At 41.2% G+C, this 16732-nt stretch carries 16 protein-coding genes; 9 read left to right on the forward strand and 7 right to left on the reverse strand.

Features of this window, described 5'->3' with window-relative positions; genetic code table 11:
- Positions 1-36: 36 nt before the first annotated feature.
- From dusB to trmD, 6 genes are all read right to left on the reverse strand, one after another.
- Positions 37-1032 carry a tRNA dihydrouridine synthase DusB gene (gene dusB / locus ACLCDV_RS02140; protein WP_317668611.1) on the reverse strand — a complete coding sequence of 332 codons (996 nt, stop codon included), beginning with the start codon at positions 1030-1032 and terminating at the stop codon, positions 37-39.
- Between the two features lie 185 nt (positions 1033-1217).
- Positions 1218-2000 carry an indole-3-glycerol phosphate synthase TrpC gene (gene trpC / locus ACLCDV_RS02145; protein WP_411972820.1) on the reverse strand — a complete coding sequence of 261 codons (783 nt, stop codon included), beginning with the start codon at positions 1998-2000 and terminating at the stop codon, positions 1218-1220.
- Positions 2001-2011: 11 nt separating this feature from the next.
- A complete protein-coding gene (locus ACLCDV_RS02150; RefSeq protein ID WP_070561612.1) occupies positions 2012-2587 on the reverse strand; it encodes an anthranilate synthase component II in 576 nt (191 codons plus the stop codon).
- Complete coding sequence (locus ACLCDV_RS02155) at positions 2574-2867, reverse strand: chorismate mutase (protein ID WP_075990830.1); 294 nt, start codon at positions 2865-2867, stop codon at positions 2574-2576. The genes ACLCDV_RS02150 and ACLCDV_RS02155 overlap by 14 nt, the downstream gene beginning before the upstream one ends.
- Positions 2864-4267, reverse strand: coding sequence for an anthranilate synthase component I family protein (locus ACLCDV_RS02160; protein ID WP_336835476.1), 1404 nt, complete (start codon positions 4265-4267; stop codon positions 2864-2866). The genes ACLCDV_RS02155 and ACLCDV_RS02160 overlap by 4 nt, the downstream gene beginning before the upstream one ends.
- A 258-nt stretch (positions 4268-4525) precedes the next feature.
- Entirely contained in the window at positions 4526-5203 is a 678-nt protein-coding gene (gene trmD / locus ACLCDV_RS02165; RefSeq protein ID WP_088160046.1) for a tRNA (guanosine(37)-N1)-methyltransferase TrmD, read from the reverse strand.
- Between the two features lie 84 nt (positions 5204-5287).
- On the opposite strand from trmD, the gene ACLCDV_RS02170 reads away from it, so the two are divergent.
- On the forward strand, positions 5288-6919 hold the full coding sequence (locus ACLCDV_RS02170) for an ABC-F family ATP-binding cassette domain-containing protein (RefSeq protein ID WP_075994613.1): 1632 nt from the start codon (positions 5288-5290) through the stop codon (positions 6917-6919).
- A 40-nt stretch (positions 6920-6959) separates the two neighbouring features.
- Here ACLCDV_RS02170 and ACLCDV_RS02175 read toward each other — a convergent pair whose 3' ends face one another.
- Complete coding sequence (locus ACLCDV_RS02175; protein WP_343568525.1) at positions 6960-7139, reverse strand: hypothetical protein; 180 nt, start codon at positions 7137-7139, stop codon at positions 6960-6962.
- A 180-nt stretch (positions 7140-7319) separates the two neighbouring features.
- Here ACLCDV_RS02175 and ACLCDV_RS02180 point away from each other — a divergent pair, with 180 nt between their 5' ends.
- From ACLCDV_RS02180 to ACLCDV_RS02215, 8 genes are all read left to right on the forward strand, one after another.
- The gene (locus tag ACLCDV_RS02180) at positions 7320-8831 is read left to right on the forward strand and encodes a gluconokinase (RefSeq protein ID WP_411972821.1); all 1512 of its coding nucleotides are present in this window, start codon (positions 7320-7322) and stop codon (positions 8829-8831) included.
- Positions 8832-8847: 16 nt separating this feature from the next.
- Positions 8848-10170 carry a gluconate:H+ symporter gene (locus tag ACLCDV_RS02185; RefSeq protein WP_411972822.1) on the forward strand — a complete coding sequence of 441 codons (1323 nt, stop codon included), beginning with the start codon at positions 8848-8850 and terminating at the stop codon, positions 10168-10170.
- A gap of 180 nt (positions 10171-10350) precedes the next feature.
- Entirely contained in the window at positions 10351-11835 is a 1485-nt protein-coding gene (locus tag ACLCDV_RS02190; protein ID WP_411972823.1) for a TPM domain-containing protein, read from the forward strand.
- A 162-nt stretch (positions 11836-11997) separates the two neighbouring features.
- Entirely contained in the window at positions 11998-12600 is a 603-nt protein-coding gene (locus ACLCDV_RS02195) for a CDP-alcohol phosphatidyltransferase family protein (RefSeq protein WP_317668604.1), read from the forward strand.
- Positions 12593-13423, forward strand: coding sequence for a phosphatidate cytidylyltransferase (locus ACLCDV_RS02200; protein ID WP_411972824.1), 831 nt, complete (start codon positions 12593-12595; stop codon positions 13421-13423). Before ACLCDV_RS02195 ends, ACLCDV_RS02200 begins: the two co-directional genes overlap by 8 nt.
- A 50-nt stretch (positions 13424-13473) precedes the next feature.
- Positions 13474-14502 (forward strand): patatin-like phospholipase family protein, encoded by a 1029-nt coding sequence (locus ACLCDV_RS02205; RefSeq protein WP_411972825.1) that lies wholly within the window; start codon positions 13474-13476, stop codon positions 14500-14502.
- Positions 14499-15254, forward strand: coding sequence for an SDR family NAD(P)-dependent oxidoreductase (locus ACLCDV_RS02210; RefSeq protein WP_411972826.1), 756 nt, complete (start codon positions 14499-14501; stop codon positions 15252-15254). The genes ACLCDV_RS02205 and ACLCDV_RS02210 overlap by 4 nt, the downstream gene beginning before the upstream one ends.
- Positions 15236-16672: a hypothetical protein gene (locus ACLCDV_RS02215; RefSeq protein WP_411972827.1), complete on the forward strand. Its 1437-nt coding sequence runs from the start codon at positions 15236-15238 to the stop codon at positions 16670-16672. Before ACLCDV_RS02210 ends, ACLCDV_RS02215 begins: the two co-directional genes overlap by 19 nt.
- Positions 16673-16732 lie beyond the last annotated feature (60 nt).

The following is a 16732-nucleotide window of genomic DNA, read 5'->3' on the forward strand; positions in this document are numbered from 1 at the left end:
CACGACCTTTTTCCTTATAAATTGTGGACTTCAGGATTATACCATTTCTGTTGAGAAATTGTGTTCAATTTCATGAAGTACCTCAAGAATCTCAGCTTGGCTTTGTAAGCTGACCAACTTCATTCGGTGTTCTTTAAAGTTAGGGATTCCTTTGAAGTAATTCGCATAATGCCTGCGCATTTCAAAAATACCCAATTTGTCACCTTTCCATTCAATGGATTTGTTCAGATGAGTTCTGCAAACCTCGACACGTTCGGCAATAGTTGGTCCTTCTAAACGCTCACCAGTATTGAAAAAATGTTTTATTTCTCTAAAGATCCAGGGGTATCCGATTGCTGCACGGCCAATCATAATGCCATCCACTTCAAACTCCTGCCGCCATGCCGCAGCTTTTTCGACAGAGTCTACATCGCCATTGCCAAAAATTGGAATCTTGATGCGCGGATTGCGTTTGATATCACGAATCATAGACCAGTCCGCCTGACCTTTATACAGCTGCGCGCGCGTACGTCCATGAATAGCAAGTGCTTTGATCCCCACATCTTGTAACCTTTCGGCAACTTCGTATACATTTTTTGTGTTGTCATCCCAGCCAAGACGTGTTTTCACCGTTACGGGTAAATCCGTAGCCTCAACGACAGCTTTTGTCATTGCAACCATTTTATCGATGTCCTGTAGTAAGGATGAACCAGCTCCTTTACAGACTACTTTTTTAACTGGACAGCCGTAATTGATGTCGATTAAATTAGGCCCTGCTTTTGTGCAGATCTCAGCAGACTGACGCATACTTTCAATATCTCCACCGAAGATCTGAATGCCAATAGGACGTTCATATTCAAAAATATCTAGTTTTTGAATTGACTTTGCAGCATCCCGAATTAAGCCTTCCGAAGAAATAAATTCAGTATACATTAAATCAACACCATTCTGTTTGCACACATAGCGAAACGGAGGATCACTTACATCCTCCATCGGAGCTAATAACAATGGGAATTTACCCAAATCAATATTTTCACCAATCTTGACCGACATCTTCGATAATTTTTTACAAAGGTACAAAATTTGGCATTAGTATAAAGTTAGCTAACTGTCACGAGTTTAGAGCCGATTTTTGATCTCTACAAATCCTGTCGAACGTTGACCGTTCGAATCGCCAACCCCACTAAATTCATAGTTATGTGAAAGTATAGTCTTCCTATCGTCAGGGTTTGATTTCCTTATATTTCTTTTACAAATTCTTTGATAGCTTGTCCAGGATCGGCTGTCTTCATGAAATTTTCACCAATTAAAAATCCTTGGAATCCAGCTTTTTTTAAGGCTTTAATTGTCGAAGGATCAGATATACCGCTCTCAGATACTTTAATATATTCTGTTGGTATTTTGTTCAGGAGATCATAAGAATGCTGAATGTCGACTGAAAAATCTTTAAGGTTTCTATTATTGACACCAATTGCATCAATGTCATCGAAAAGATTATCCAACAGTTCCTGTTCGTTGTGCACTTCAAGTAAAACATTTAAACCCAATTGGTGTGCATAGGCTGCAAATTCCTGTATTTCCTCCTTTTTCAGACATGCTGCAATTAAAAGGATGATATCTGCTCCATAAGCTTTCGCTTCGGTGATCTGATATTTATCCACGATGAATTCTTTTCTTAAGATAGGAATGCTAATAGCCTCACGTGCTTTCGATAGATCTTCTAAATTGCCTTTGAAAAATTCGCCATCAGTAAGAACCGAGACTGCCGAAGCACCTGCCTCCTCGTATGCCTTTACAACATCTTCCACTGCTGAAGTACTATTGATGTCTCCTTTTGATGGCGATGCCCTTTTGTATTCCGCTATAATTCCTGTTTTTTCAGGATCAAGAATAGATTCTCTCAACGATAGACAAGCCACACTGAAATAGGGATAGTTTAATAGTTCCTCAAAAGGAACTAAAGCTTTTGCTTTTTCTACTTCTATTTTTTTTCGTTCAATGATTTTATCAAGTATAGTCATTTTTTTAGATGTTAGATTCCCAACCAGTTTTCAATTAATTTTTTACCATTTGTGGTCAATACCGACTCTGGGTGGAACTGCATTCCCCTTACATCGTATTCGGTATGGGTTAAGGCCATAATGATGCCATTCTCGTCGATCGCTGTTACCTTTAGGCTAGCTGGTAGAGTGTCTTTGTTTACAGCCCAAGAATGGTAGCGTCCAATTTTGGAATCTTTTGGGAAGTCCCGAAACAATTTCTCTGACTCATCCACAACAGTAATATTTGTTGCTACGCCATGCAAAGGTTTTTCCATATTGAATAGTGTACCACCAAAGACTTCTGCAATAGCCTGTTGGCCTAAGCAAATACCTAATATACTTTTATGTGGAGCGTAGGTACGGATAACATCAAGTAATAATCCAGCTTCTTCTGGAATACCTGGACCTGGCGAAAGAAGTATTTTATCGAAAGCATCAATATCTTCCAGTTTAAATTTATCATTTCTCCATACAACATATTCTTGATCTAATTCCTGTAACAAATGGACCAAGTTGTAGGTGAACGAATCGTAGTTGTCTATAACGACTATTTTATTGTTGCTCATAACCTTTTGCTATAAAATCTTGATTAATATAATTTTCAATTTCCTGGAATATGGACTGAATAAATTCGATTGGCAAATGAAATCTTTTTGCCAGTAGGACATAATTACTGTCCAGGTTCCGAATGATATTCTGCTCTTCGTTTTGCTCATCCTCGAAGGACTTGCCTTTGCCGATATAGGTTTTTCGTAATGCCAATAGCTCAACGATGCGGTTGTCAATGGTGTCTACCGAATCATGGATATGTTGCTTGTTGACACAGTATTCCAATGGTCTGATCATAATGTTTCTGCTAATTGTAATGCTTTTCGTAGCGCAGCAATTTTGTTATTTACTTCTTGTAGCTCCATTTCGGGGTCTGAATCTAATACGATACCGCCACCGGCCTGATAATGTAAGGTGTTTTGTTTACTTAGGAAGGAACGAATCATAATGGCATGATTAAAGTCTCCGTTAAAACCCATGAATCCGATTGCACCCGAATAAAATGAGCGTTGTAATCCTTCGTAACGATCAATCAATGTCAACGCCATATGTTTTGGAGCTCCTGAAAGCGTACCTGCTGGATAAGTATCACCTACGATGTCAAATGGGTTGATATTATCTTTTAAGGTGCCCGTTACTTTGGAGACCAAGTGGATAATATGCGAGTAATATTGTGGTTCCATGTAGGACTCAACTTTAACTTGGGTGCAATGTCTACTTAAGTCATTGCGGGCAAGATCGACGAGCATAACATGTTCGGAAGTCTCTTTTGGGTCTTCTTTGAGCTTGGTGGCTATCTTTTGATCTTCCTCCATGTTACCTGTCCGTTTAAATGTTCCTGCAATAGGGAAAATCGTCGCTTGTTTCCCGTGGATACGCAGTTGAGCCTCAGGCGATGATCCGAAAAGTTTAAAGTCACCATAATCAAAATAGAAAAGATAGGGCGAAGGGTTGATGGAGCGGAGCGCACGATAGACATTGAATTCATCACCGGAGAACGGTGTCTTAAAGCCTCTGGATGGAACGATCTGGAATACATCACCACGTTGGATATGCTCTTTCATCTTCTTAACCAGCTGACGGTGTTCTTCATCGGTACGATTGGAGCTTTCCTCGCCAGCAAGTTTGAAGGTATATTCAGGAAAGTTTTTGTTCTGAATAAGGAACTGCATTCTTTCAAGCTCTGATTCTTCGTCATCCAGCAGATGTTCAAAAATATAGAGTTGATTACGGAAGTGGTCGATGGCAATGACATATTTGTAAACATGATATTGCATAAACGGTATTTTCCGTGCCGGATCTACCGTTGTTGTTAGTTTGATGTCCTCAAAGTGTTCAATACAATCGAAGGTGAAGTAACCAAATAGGCCATTGGAGATCAAGTTAAGTTCAGCAATTGTATGATCTTCGAAGGAATTTCTAAAATCGGAAACTTCTTGACGTAATTCGATTTCGTGCGCATTTTTTACGATACGTTCTCTACCCGGATAAGTGAGCGTCAGCTCTTTCTCATCGAGCTGGATTCCGGCAATTGGTTGACAACAGATGTAACTGATGTTGTTGTCGCGACTATGGTAGTCGGAGCTTTCCAGTAACAAGGAGTTTGGAAAGATATCTCTTAGGCGAAGATAGATGCTCACGGGTGTCGTTGTATCCGCAAGCAACTTTCTGGTTTGTGTTTTGAATGTATACTTCATTTTTTGTGTCTTATCTTCTTGTTGTAAACTATGCATAAAAAAACCCCGATACTGGTCAGCATCGGGGTTGGAATTTCCATAAATGGTTTTGGTTGATTATGAAATATTATGACAATACCAATTAGTTCCCGATGCTTATTGCTTCAGGCCACCACCAATTTGTATTTGTATATCTTCGTGTCATTATTACACAAATTTATAAAAAAAAATAAATAAGCAAACTTTTTGTGACAAAAAAACAAAAATTCACCTTATTTCTTAATCATTTAATAAATCAGGACGTCTTTCTTGCGTTCTTTTTAACTGTTGTTCATCTTTCCATGCAGCGATTTTTGCCTCATGACCACTAAGGAGAATATCAGGCACTTTGTGGCCTTTCCAGTCTGCAGGGCGTGTATAGATAGGCGCATCTAATAATCCATCCTGAAAAGAATCTGAAAGCGCGGATGTCTCATCCGACAAAACTCCGGGAATCAGACGGATAACAGCATCTGTAACAATCGCCGCTGGAAGCTCACCTCCGGACAGTACATAATCACCGACTGAGATCTCTTTTGTTACATAAATATCACGGATACGTTGATCTATTCCTTTGTAATGCCCACAGAGAATCATCATATTTCCTTTTGTAGATAAGCCATTCGCAATATCCTGATTGAATGTTTCACCGTCGGGAGTCATGTAAATGATCTCATCGTATTCCCGTTCAGCTTGCAATTGCTCTATACACTTGGCAAAGGGTTCTATTTGAAGGACCATGCCCGATCCGCCCCCGTACGGATAATCATCGACACTTTTGTGTTTATTTGTTGAATAGTCTCTCAAATTGTGGACATATATTTCAGCCAAGCCTTTGTTCTTTGCTCGTTGCAAAATAGAGTGTGCAAATGGACTTTCCAAGAGGTCAGGTAAGACCGTAATAATATCAAAACGCATGGGGCAAAGATACACAAAAATGCACCATTGTCTATTTATAAGATTGATTCGCTTATCTTTGTGCCAAAATTAAGTGTATATACAGTGATTGACGTAAATAATATTTCTGTTTCCTTTGGGGGAACAACTCTTTTTTCAGATGTATCTTTCTCCATCAATGAGAATGATAAGATCGCATTGATGGGTAAAAATGGTGCTGGTAAATCCACCTTACTGAAAATTATCGCTGGAGTGGGGAAACCTACTACAGGTAATGTTGCTGGTCCGAAAGATGCGATTATAGCCTATTTACCGCAACATTTGTTAACAGAGGATAACGTGACTGTTTTTGAAGAAACATCAAAGGCTTTCGAAGAAGTCTATGGTATGCGTGATGAGTTGGAAAACCTGAATGAGCAATTAAATATCCGAACAGACTATGAGTCTGACGATTATATGCAATTGATCGAACGCGTATCTGAATTAAGTGAAAAGTTCTATTCGATTGAGGAAGTTAACTATGATGCAGAAGTTGAAAAGGTCCTGAAGGGGCTCGGTTTTGAGCGTTCGGATTTTACAAGACAGACTTCTGAGTTTTCCGGTGGTTGGCGGATGCGTATCGAATTAGCTAAAATATTATTGAAAAAGCCGGATTTGATTCTATTGGATGAGCCAACCAACCACATGGATATCGAGAGTATCCAATGGCTGGAAGATTTCCTCGTCAATTCGGCTAAAGCAGTTATCGTTATTTCGCACGACAGAGCATTTGTCGACAATATCACCAATCGGACCATCGAGGTGACGATGGGAAGGATTTATGATTATCGTGCCAAGTATAGTCATTACTTGGAATTACGTCAGGAGCGTCGCCAGCATCAGCTAAAAGCGTACGAAGAGCAGCAACGCTTTATTGCGGACAATCAGGAGTTTATCGATCGTTTCAGAGGTACCTATTCTAAAACATTGCAGGTGCAATCGCGTGTTAAGATGTTGGAGAAATTGGAAATCATTGAGATCGACGAGGTAGATACTTCCGCACTGCGTCTTAAATTCCCACCATCCCCGCGCTCAGGTCAATATCCTGTTATCGTTGAGGATCTAACCAAGGTTTATGATGAACACGTCGTATTTCAAAAAGCAAATATGGTCATCGAACGTGGTGAAAAGGTCGCTTTTGTCGGGAAAAACGGTGAGGGTAAATCGACCATGATCAAAGCAATTATGGGGGAAATCGATTTCGAAGGCACGCTGAAAGTAGGGCACAATGCAAAAATTGGTTACTTTGCACAAAATCAGGCCGCATTGCTTGATGGAGAGATGACCGTTTTTGATACCATTGATCAAATTGCTGTAGGTGAAGTGCGTGTTAAAATGAAAGATCTTTTAGGAGCCTTTATGTTTAGTGGCGACGATACAACTAAAAAGGTGAAAGTGCTGTCCGGAGGAGAAAGAACACGTCTGGCAATGATAAAATTGTTGTTGGAACCGGTAAATGTATTGATTCTCGATGAGCCGACAAACCATTTGGACATGAAGACAAAGGACATTATCAAAGATGCTTTGAAAGATTTCGATGGTACGCTGATCCTTGTTTCACACGACCGTGACTTTTTGGATGGTTTGGCAGAGAAAGTCTTTGAATTCGGAAATAAACGCGTACGGGAGCATTTTGAAGACATTAAAGGTTTCTTGGAATACAAGAAGATGAGTAGCTTAAAGGATATTGAACGTTAGCATCTAAATAAACGTACTGTAAAACCCGATAGGGGCTTAGTTATAAAAAGCGGCTTTTTGATATAAAAGCCGCTTTTTTGCATTTTAAATTAAGATGAATCGAATCCTCAAGCTTTTTTTCCTTAATCCCAAAGTGTGTGAAAGATACCTTCCCGATCAATACCGCTACGCCGAGTCCAACTATTCCAAAATCGTAGTTATTCTTTTTATCTATACTCATCGTTTAATACCGTTTTTCTAAGTTGAAATTTACCATTTATGTTGATATTACGAAAGACAATTATCAGCAGATCGGTATATGGCGCTTCTCTCGCTCGAATTACTTCGCTGGTATTGAGCCTTTAGTTGTAAACTAACAGATAATCCGTATATTGAGTTCTCCTAAACATCAATTTTATTTATGATCATTGGATTAGACATTGGGACATCATCTGCGAAAGCTGTTGCATTTGACTACGAAGGTAACATCTTGTCGCAGCATAGTATATCTTATCCTATATTAAACCCGTCGGAAGGCTGGTACGAGCAAGATCCGGAGATTGTTTATGCAGCATGTATTGAGTCTATTCGGTATGTAATGATTAGCTTAAGGCAATCTCGTACTGAGATACCGAAACCCGTATGTATTTCGGTGAGCAGTGCTATGCACGGACTAATCGCTGTTGACTCGGCGGGACAGCCACTTAGCAACTGCATTATATGGGCAGATCGAAGAAGTGAGCATATTGCGGTTGCCTTGGAGGCAAGTGAGGTAGGCAGGCTGCTTTATCAGCAGACGGGTACACCAATACATCCCATGTCTTTGCTTTGCAAATTAATGTGGATAAAGTCCAACGATCAAAAATTATTTGCGCAGTCGCACAAGTTTATCGGTATCAAAGAATTTCTTTTTTACCGGCTCTTTGGAGTTTACGTGGTCGATCATTCCATCGCATCTGCAACAGGGCTTTTCGACATAAATCGCCTAACATGGTCTGATCAGGCGTTAAGCTTGGCAGGTATATCGGAAGAGCAACTAGCATCTCCAGTTCCGGTCGATTATATTTTAAATATGCCTAGCCCAAAAATTGCGGCCTTGATGCAGATCCCTGAAGATACCCCTTTTGTTATAGGTGGTAGCGATGGTTGTTTGGCTAATCTCGGGGTAGGGGCTATAAGTCCCGGAGTGGCTTCGGTAACAATCGGTACCAGTGGGGCTATTCGCGTAGCAAGTTCGCAGGCAAATCAAGAGAAAAAACAAAGACTATTTACATACCTGCTGAGACCAAATGAATATATAATTGGTGGTGCGGTTAACAATGGCGGTGTATTACGCAACTGGTTTCGAGACAACTTTTTGTGCGAAATTACCCAAATGGAAGCAGATGGAGATCCTTCTACGTCGTTAAATGCTTTGGTCGACTCCGTCGTTCCCGGGGCGGAGGGCTTGATATTCTTGCCCTATCTAACTGGTGAACGGGCACCACATTGGAATTCCAATGCAAAAGGCGTTTATTTTGGAATACAGTTGCATCACGGCAGGGCGCACTTTGCACGTGCCATGATGGAAGGGATGTTGTTTGCAATTTACAGTGTAGGACTCGCATTAGAGGAGAACACCGGTCCCATTCATACGATCTTTGCAAGCGGCGGCTTAGCGCGTTCATCGTTGTTGGTGCAGATGCTTGCAGACATCTTCAATAAACCTGTATTTACCAAAAATACAGTAGAAAGCTCTGCATGGGGAGCAGCATTGATAGGCTTGGAAGCCTTGGGCATACATGGAGGTGGTCCTACAATAAAAATCAAACAAACGGAAGGAAAGCAAGATACCGAGCACTGTTATAAACCGAGTGCGGAGAATCACGCTGTATATATTAGAAACTTCCAAAAATTTGAACGCCTGTACCATTTATTGGAAGGTGAGTTTTAACTAGATATAAATTATTATGCCTCTAATCATCGTTATTTTGGGAGTAGCTTTACTACTTCTTTTAGTCACTGTCGTCAGGTTAAACACGATCTTTTCATTACTGATAACCTCGGTTGCGGTCGGTTTTGCGATGAATATGAGTGCCGTCGATATCCTTAAATCTGTTGAAACTGGAGTGAGTACAACTATGGGCCAGTTGGCACTATTGTTGGCTTTCGGGTCTCTACTGGGGAAATTGATGGCGGAGGGTGGTGCTGCAGAAAAGATTACAACGGTGCTAACTGCTGTATTTGGCAAAAAGAACTTACCTTGGGCTATGGTTCTCACGGGCTTTTTAGTAGGTATTCCCTTATTCTACAATGTCGGTTTTATCGTCTTAGTACCATTCGTTTTCATGGTATGTGCATCCAATAAAATGCCCTTGCTTTACATAGCCATTCCGTTGCTGGCAGCGCTCTCCGTGACACACGGTTATTTGCCTCCACATCCGGGAGCTACGGCCATAGCGCTTACCTACAAAGCGGATATAGGTTTAACAATGGTGTATGGCATTGTTGTGGCAATTCCTGCCATAATTATCGGTGGACCGCTCTTTGGCAGGATGCTTAAGCGTATTCCGACCAACCCACCCACGGAGTTTTTTCCTGAACACAATCAAGCAGATCGAAAAGAGCTTCCCGGATTTGCAATTAGTATATTTACGGGGCTTTTTCCAATAATTTTAATTGCTTTTGGTTCATTTTCCCATCTAATATTTCCAGAAGGCTCCTCCTGGCTGAAGGCACTACGTTTCCTGGGTGACCCGGTGGTGGCTTTAATGATTGCATCGCTAATCGCGATGTACACAATGGGTATCCGCCAAGGCAAAAGTTTACGGGAGCAGTCAGCAAGTGTGGAAGAAGCAATCCGAGGGATAATGATGATCCTTTTTATTATTGCAGCATCAGGCGCTTTCAAGCAAATTTTGGTAGATAGTGGTGTAGCGAACTACATCGCTGATATAACCGCAGACCTGAGTTTGTCGCCTCTTGTGCTTGCATGGTTAATAGCCGGTATCATTCGCCTAGTTATCGGTTCGGCTAGTGTTGCTGGGCTCACGGCAGCGGGCATTATGCTTCCCATTGTGCAGGCAGGAGAGGTTACTCCTGAATTAATGGTGCTAGCGACGGGAGCGGGTAGTCTCATGTTCTCACACGTCAACGATCCGGGGTTTTGGATGTTTAAATCTTATTTTGGAGTGAGCATAAAGGATACGTTTCGCTCATGGACGGTGATGGAAACGCTCGTTTCTGTTATTGGATTGATCGGTGTCTTGATTTTACACTGGCTTGGTCATTGACAGCGAATGGGAAAGTTTCATATTGCTAGGACACATTAATAGGACAGCGCGTGTTAAACGAATATTGAATTATATAGGCCCATAATCGCTTGATTATGGGCTTTTTTTTGATGAAAACCTTTGTTTGATTTTTTTTTCTTAATATCGTGACAATGAGCCAAATTTTGTTGTTCTAAAACTATGCAGAGATTACATCGTTTTTCTATTTTTTTATTGATTTGGGTAGGAAGCTGCCTCCCTGGGCTGTCAGCTTTCGGGCAATTTATCGCCTATACCGTCGACAATTTGCCAAGCCCCAAATTAAAGGGACAGGATTATTTTGTCTCCAATCCGGATGGGATTCTATCCTCGGGTACAGTGGCCGAATTAGATGGCTTATCGACGCAGATTGAGGCTGCTACAAAAGGTGAATTTGCCATCGTTGTCGTGAATGATTATGTTGGTGACAGTGATTTCGAATTTGCCTTAAAATTATTCAATACCTGGGGTATCGGTAAGAAGGAAAGTAACAATGGGCTTTTGTTGTTTATTGCTAAAGACCGGCATGAATACCGTTTTATTACAGGGTATGGTATGGAAAGTATTTTGCCCGATGCCTATTTAAAACGTATTGGCGAAAAATATCTCGTACCCAATTTTAGGAATGAAGATTACGACCGCGGTGTTACGGAGGCTGCAGAATTTATTAAGACAATACTTACCTCACCGGATAGTAAGGCTGAGCTGGAACGCTTGATGCCAGAGGCAACGCCGGTCTGGAGCTTTAAAAGTCCTATCCTGCGAAATTCACTATTGGTTTTAGGTTTATTTGCGATCTGTTATATCTGGTTGGGCGAGGTGACGCGAGCGATCAAAGGAAAGTTGACCAAAAAAAGTAAATATTTTCCGCCTTTAGTCAGTGGATGCGGCTGTATGGGGATATTAATGTTTATCTCGGTGTTTATCTGTGCATTTGCCCTCAATAATTTTGAGGAGGTCTATCAGTGGAAAAATCTACCTTATTTTATAGTTGTTTTTGGTAGTATTACCCTGGCCATGAAATACAATGCAAGCCGCACGCAAATTGTTAATTCCTATCAGGATGAGGAAAATATTCAAAAGGCCCTACGTAAATTTCGTGTCTGGGGTTTGGTTCCGCTATTACTGAGTCCATTGGCACTATTTGATCTCATTGGGTTAAACAAGCGTATTCGGAAGAATGAACTTCGATTGATTCCGCCGGATCAATCTGGTCGCTGGTTGCGCATGAATAAGGACGATGTATCTACCCGTGAAAGTGCGTACCTGGATAAGGGGCAGCTTTTGGAGGAAAAAATCGGTAGCCGTTCGTACGAAATCTGGATAGATCAGGTGAACAATGAAACAAAGCTGGTTCCCTGGGACGAGAATGTTGGGTTCAGTGAATGTCCTGCATGTCATTATAGAACGTTTGAAACTGGACGTACCAAGACGATACGTGCAGCAACTTATAGTTCGCAGGGATTAGAGGAACGCTTTGACTTGTGTAAGAATTGTGGACATCGGGTATCTCATGGTGAACACTCGACTCCAGTTAAAGTGCGCTCAACATCGAGTAGCTCTGGCGGAGGATCTAGTAGTAGTGGTGGCGGTGGAAGCTTTGGTGGCGGATCTTCTGGTGGGGGTGGTGCCGGTGGAAGATGGTAGTCGGTAATTTAGGGCAAAAAAAAGGTTTTCAAACGGGGAGAATGAAAACCTTAAATAACCAATTATAAACCTAAATTATGATGACACAAATATAGTGTATATATTACACTATGCAAAATTTTTTTTAAAAAAAATGAAAAAATAAATTACAGCTAGCGCGAGATGATTTCTGTTTATAAATTAAAACCAAAATTTCAGCAGTTGCTGATGCCGATCTTGAACTTTTTACATAGAAAAAAGGTAACGGCAAACCAGATCACGATCGGATCTATTGTATTGTCTTTGATCATTGCTTCACTGTTTTGGTATGCTGATCGTTTCCCGATTTTCTTTTTGGCCCTGCCAATCGGATTGTTATTACGAATGGCCTTGAATGCCTTAGATGGCATGATGGCACGACTTTTTAATCAGACTAGCAAGACGGGCGAAGTTTTGAACGAAGTCGGAGATATTGTTTCGGATGTCGTGCTATTTTTTCCTTTGCTGAAGTTTCATCCGGAAAGCGTATATCTGATCGTCGCTTTTATCGTATTAAGTGTTGTGAATGAATTTTGTGGATTGATCGGGAAGGTGATTGCCAATGATCGTCGTTACGATGGGCCGATGGGTAAAAGTGATCGTGCTTTGCTGTTGGGGGTATATGGAATTTTAGCATTATTGCATATTTCCATAGTTACTGTTTCAAGTTATATTTTTGGTGTTTTGTGCTTACTCTTACTTTTGAGTTCGGTAACTCGATTGAGAAAGGCTTTGGCACATGGCTGATGCCAACGGCAAATTCGCAGATGTTCCTGTTCGTGTTAGAAGCTGGGGATATATTGTCTTGGTACTGGCGGTTGCCTTCGTTCCTGCAACATTATCACCCTTGTTTGTGGCCTGGATAACCTTTCAAGGGATGCGCGAGTTTGCTTGTATGTTTATCCCTGAAGGTAAGATGCAACCACTGGTGTTTCTTTGCATGGCATTGTTGCAAGCATTGCTCCTATACTTTTGTTCCTATCAAGCATATCTATTGTTGGCTAGCGTCTTGTGTTTGGGGACTGCTTTGTTTTTCAAATATGGTTTAAAGGTTAAGAAGGGAGCTGTATTTGGGCTGTTTTTGGGCGCGGTAGCTTGTTTGCTATCATTTAGCCATTTAGCTTTTATCCGATCCATTAAAATGGATGGCAACGCGTTCCTAGGATTAAAATTAATCGGATATATTGTTGTGCTAACGGAACTGAATGACGTCTTTCAATACCTGATGGGCAAGTTTTTTGGCAAACGTAAAATCGTTCCGCGTATTAGTCCAAATAAGACAATTGCGGGATGTGTGGGCGGTATCAGCATAACAATTATATTGAGTAATTTATTGGGCTATTTTTTACTGCCATTTCAGAATTTTCTATACTTTTCGTTGTTCGGTTTGTTTTTCGGTATTTTGGGATTCTGGGGAGATGTCCTTTTTTCCTATCTGAAAAGAAAGACAGGAGTAAAAGATACTGGGACATTAATTCCTGGGCATGGTGGTTTATTGGATCGTATCGATAGTCTGATCTTCAATGCGCCACTGTTTTATGCTTTGATTATCCTGTTGTTGGGGAATTAATAGAATTTGATGAATGTGGTAGTGAGAAGGCTAACTAAAATTTCAATCTGATGGCTTATCAACGTGCTGTTTTATTTTCGGGGGGAGGAACCCGGTTCAGTCTATATCTTGGTATGTATGCTGCGTTAGATGAGCTGGGTTTAAAACCAGATCTGCTCATCGCAAGCTGTGGTGGTTCAATGGCAGTGGCTGTTATACAGGCCTTTGATACACATGAAGCGCGCAAGTACTATCTGCAATCAGACGAGTTTTATCAGTTTTTCCTGCATCATCGGCTTACAGAACAGCGTCGTTTGGGGAGGCTGGGCGTGTATGTTTTGAAAAAACAGTTTAACAGAAAACGGGCACCCTTTATTGAGGACGTTTTTAATCGCTTTCTCGTTCATATGGAACAGGATCTTTCCTTACTATTGCCGACATTGGATAGACCATTCTCAGCAGCAATTCCAGCACTTGTGGTCGGCGCTAAAATGCTATTCAGTCCGTCTGAAGTTGGGCAGCGGCGTGGGGACCGGAAACTCTATCAAAAGATATTGATGGGAACTCAGGATGTATTAGCAAACGTGCCTGTTGAGGCAATAAGAATTTTGGATGATAATTACGAGCATAGTGCAGTGGCTAAGGCAGTTCATTTGAGCGCTGAATTTTCTATGCTACAGGCGGCCCGTATTTCGATGTCCGATATGTTTTATATTGAACCTGTATGCTCCAATAAAACCTATTACGCTGGTGGAGCAATTGATCTTGTTCCAATGGAGCTAGCAAAGGTGCTTGCTCAAAACATTATATGTGAGCGTAAACAACCTTATAAACCACAAGAAGAAGCGTTGGTTCGGGCGGTATTAGGCTTTAGCGGAAATAAACGATTAACAGATTTGGAACAGCAGTTTCCGTGTGCACATTGGATTGATACATGGGATGCCGCGGAACAATTAGCTGGGAAATACTGTAAAAAAGGAATTGATTGGTCTAGATTTGAAGTTACGCTATCTTTCCCGATTGATCAACAAGAATTTGCTGAAGCGATGGAAGCGCAATGGAACTATGGCTATGAGGTGACATTAAATTCATTGAAATGAAAGTATTTATTGCCGGTGGTACAAGTGGAATAGGCCTTGCTTTGGCCAAGCGTTATCTTGAGCGAGGAGCCGAGGTAGCGGTATGTGGACGTGATCTGACGAAAATGTCAGCCTATCCTTGGGGACATAGCATCAGAAGTTTTGAAGTCGATGTATGTCAATTGAGCAGCCTGCAAAATGCGGTCAGTTCATTTTGTGCGCATATGCCTTTAGACCTCTTTATCAATTGTACAGGGAGTTACGCGGATGACGTTGCTCAACAAATAAGCTATCAGGAAGCGGTGGCTATGCTCCAGGTCAATATGATGGGCACTTTGAATTGTTTTGAAGCGGCTAGAACTGCTATGCAAGGTCAGTCGGGAGGACAAATTGCAATCGTTGCATCAGTTTCGGGAACGCTCCATTTTCCCAATTCAAGCCTATATAGTAAGACAAAGCGTGCTGCAATCCAAGTGGCTGATGCGTATCGTAGGGCACTCTATCCGTATGGAATCGGGGTTACTGTTATTGCTCCGGGCTATGTTGATACGGAAAAATTGAGAGCGCTCAATAAGCAAGATTTGTCTAAAAAGCCATTCTTAATCCCTGTAAACGATGCAGCACAGCGTATAATGACAGCTATCGAACAGAAGAAGAAGCAAGTCGTTTTTCCGAAGCGTATGAAGTGGTTGATGGCATCTCTGGGACTACTTCCAAATATTGTGTTGAATAAAATTATGTCAAGGAAGGCCAAATGGATGAAAAACGACTGAAAAATAGGGGGCTGCAATTTGCTGTTTTCCTTTATTGTGCGCTATTTTTTCAGTTGACTTATTCTGCTGCTGCGGTCCATGCTGCAAATCAGGCTACTGTATCTTCGTTTGTGTTTCCTTTTGAACACTTTATGCCGTTCGTTTCTTGGATGATTATCCCCTACATGAGTAGCGGTTTGTTCTTCGCTTTGGTTCCTTTCTGTTGTCGAAGTCGAGAAGAGCTTTGTGTCTATACGAAGCGTTTCAGTTTCATTACCATCGTCTCTATTTGTTGTTTTTTGATTTTTCCCTTGCGATTTTCCTTTGATAGGCCTAACGTTGAGCATCCTGTTTTTAAATTCTTCTTCACCTTTTTGAGTAAGCATGACTCTCCATTTAATCAAGCCCCTTCGCTGCATGTGGCGTATGCATGTCTGTTTTGGTCTGTGCTCGGTAGGCAGCTAAAAGGCTGGACACGCTGGATAGTGGGGATTTGGTTGCTATTCATGGGAATTGCTACACTCACTGTTTATCAGCACCATCTGGTGGATGTGTTGACCGCGATGATTCTGGCTCATGTCGGATTTGTCCTATTCCCATCTCCATCGGGATTCCTTCATGACAGCGCTTTATCGAGGCTAAAGGCGGTGGATTTGCCCTTTTTGGCCGGTACCGAAAAGATGAAATTAGCCGAAAAGGCGAAATTAGACTTGGGGGCTGAGGTTTGTCGTAGAAACCAAGAAATTGGCAACGTTTACTACGCCATCGGCTGGTGTTTACTGTTACTGGCATTGTGGGGCGGGACTCATGCATTTGGATTATATCTTTTGTGTTGGCCATCCTTAGTCTGTATTGCGGTAGGAAGAAATTATGTTATCAATAATCCAAAGTTTCTGAAAAATGAAGAAGGTTGGATACCCGGCTTTAAGAAATTGTTTTATAGCCCATACCAATGGATTTATTGGTTGTTGTGGCGATTTGTAAGACGTCGTAATAAATCATCATTGCTTGAGATTTTACCACGTTGTTATGTAGGCCCGAGGACGACAGCAGAAGATCTCCGTGTGCTTGGTCTGAAAAAGCATCTGGTTGTTTTTGACCTGGCTGCAGAATTGGAAGAAATAGCGATCCTACATGTACAGGAAAACTATCATTCATTTCCATTGTTGGATATAGCGGCAATTACGCTGGCTGATGCCGAAAGGATATTGGCTGCGCTCGTCATCCGTTATCAGCAATTGAAGCGAGGTGAAAATATGATTATACATTGTACAATGGGCTACAACAGGAGTATGATTTTTGCTGTTCTATTGTCACAAAAAATATTATATTTAGATTTAATGGATGCTATAGATTTGGTTAAATCTTATAATAAGCATCTTGTGTTGCATAAACATACACTTCAGTTGATGGAGGTGCTAGTCGAGAGAAATAGCTAGACAGTCATTTGCATGATCTTTGTTGTTAAATATGCTATTTGATATTAGTCAATAAAATTA

Source organism: Sphingobacterium sp. Lzh-3 (genome assembly GCF_046764375.1).
Classification (GTDB): domain Bacteria; phylum Bacteroidota; class Bacteroidia; order Sphingobacteriales; family Sphingobacteriaceae; genus Sphingobacterium.

What these genes read in the sequence shown, in the direction of transcription:
- dusB (WP_317668611.1), bottom strand. Translation starts at nt 1,032, where the DNA reads ATGTCGGTCAAGATTGGTGAAAATATTGATTTGGGTAAATTCCCATTG.
- trpC (WP_411972820.1), bottom strand. Translation starts at nt 2,000, where the DNA reads ATGACTATACTTGATAAAATCATTGAACGAAAAAAAATAGAAGTAGAA.
- ACLCDV_RS02150 (WP_070561612.1), bottom strand. Translation starts at nt 2,587, where the DNA reads ATGAGCAACAATAAAATAGTCGTTATAGACAACTACGATTCGTTCACC.
- ACLCDV_RS02155 (WP_075990830.1), bottom strand. Translation starts at nt 2,867, where the DNA reads ATGATCAGACCATTGGAATACTGTGTCAACAAGCAACATATCCATGAT.
- ACLCDV_RS02160 (WP_336835476.1), bottom strand. Translation starts at nt 4,267, where the DNA reads ATGAAGTATACATTCAAAACACAAACCAGAAAGTTGCTTGCGGATACA.
- trmD (WP_088160046.1), bottom strand. Translation starts at nt 5,203, where the DNA reads ATGCGTTTTGATATTATTACGGTCTTACCTGACCTCTTGGAAAGTCCA.
- ACLCDV_RS02175 (WP_343568525.1), bottom strand. Translation starts at nt 7,139, where the DNA reads ATGAGTATAGATAAAAAGAATAACTACGATTTTGGAATAGTTGGACTC.
- ACLCDV_RS02180 (WP_411972821.1), top strand. Translation starts at nt 7,320, where the DNA reads ATGATCATTGGATTAGACATTGGGACATCATCTGCGAAAGCTGTTGCA.
- ACLCDV_RS02185 (WP_411972822.1), top strand. Translation starts at nt 8,848, where the DNA reads ATGCCTCTAATCATCGTTATTTTGGGAGTAGCTTTACTACTTCTTTTA.
- ACLCDV_RS02190 (WP_411972823.1), top strand. Translation starts at nt 10,351, where the DNA reads ATGCAGAGATTACATCGTTTTTCTATTTTTTTATTGATTTGGGTAGGA.
- ACLCDV_RS02195 (WP_317668604.1), top strand. Translation starts at nt 11,998, where the DNA reads ATGATTTCTGTTTATAAATTAAAACCAAAATTTCAGCAGTTGCTGATG.
- ACLCDV_RS02200 (WP_411972824.1), top strand. Translation starts at nt 12,593, where the DNA reads ATGGCTGATGCCAACGGCAAATTCGCAGATGTTCCTGTTCGTGTTAGA.
- ACLCDV_RS02205 (WP_411972825.1), top strand. Translation starts at nt 13,474, where the DNA reads ATGGCTTATCAACGTGCTGTTTTATTTTCGGGGGGAGGAACCCGGTTC.
- ACLCDV_RS02210 (WP_411972826.1), top strand. Translation starts at nt 14,499, where the DNA reads ATGAAAGTATTTATTGCCGGTGGTACAAGTGGAATAGGCCTTGCTTTG.
- ACLCDV_RS02215 (WP_411972827.1), top strand. Translation starts at nt 15,236, where the DNA reads ATGGATGAAAAACGACTGAAAAATAGGGGGCTGCAATTTGCTGTTTTC.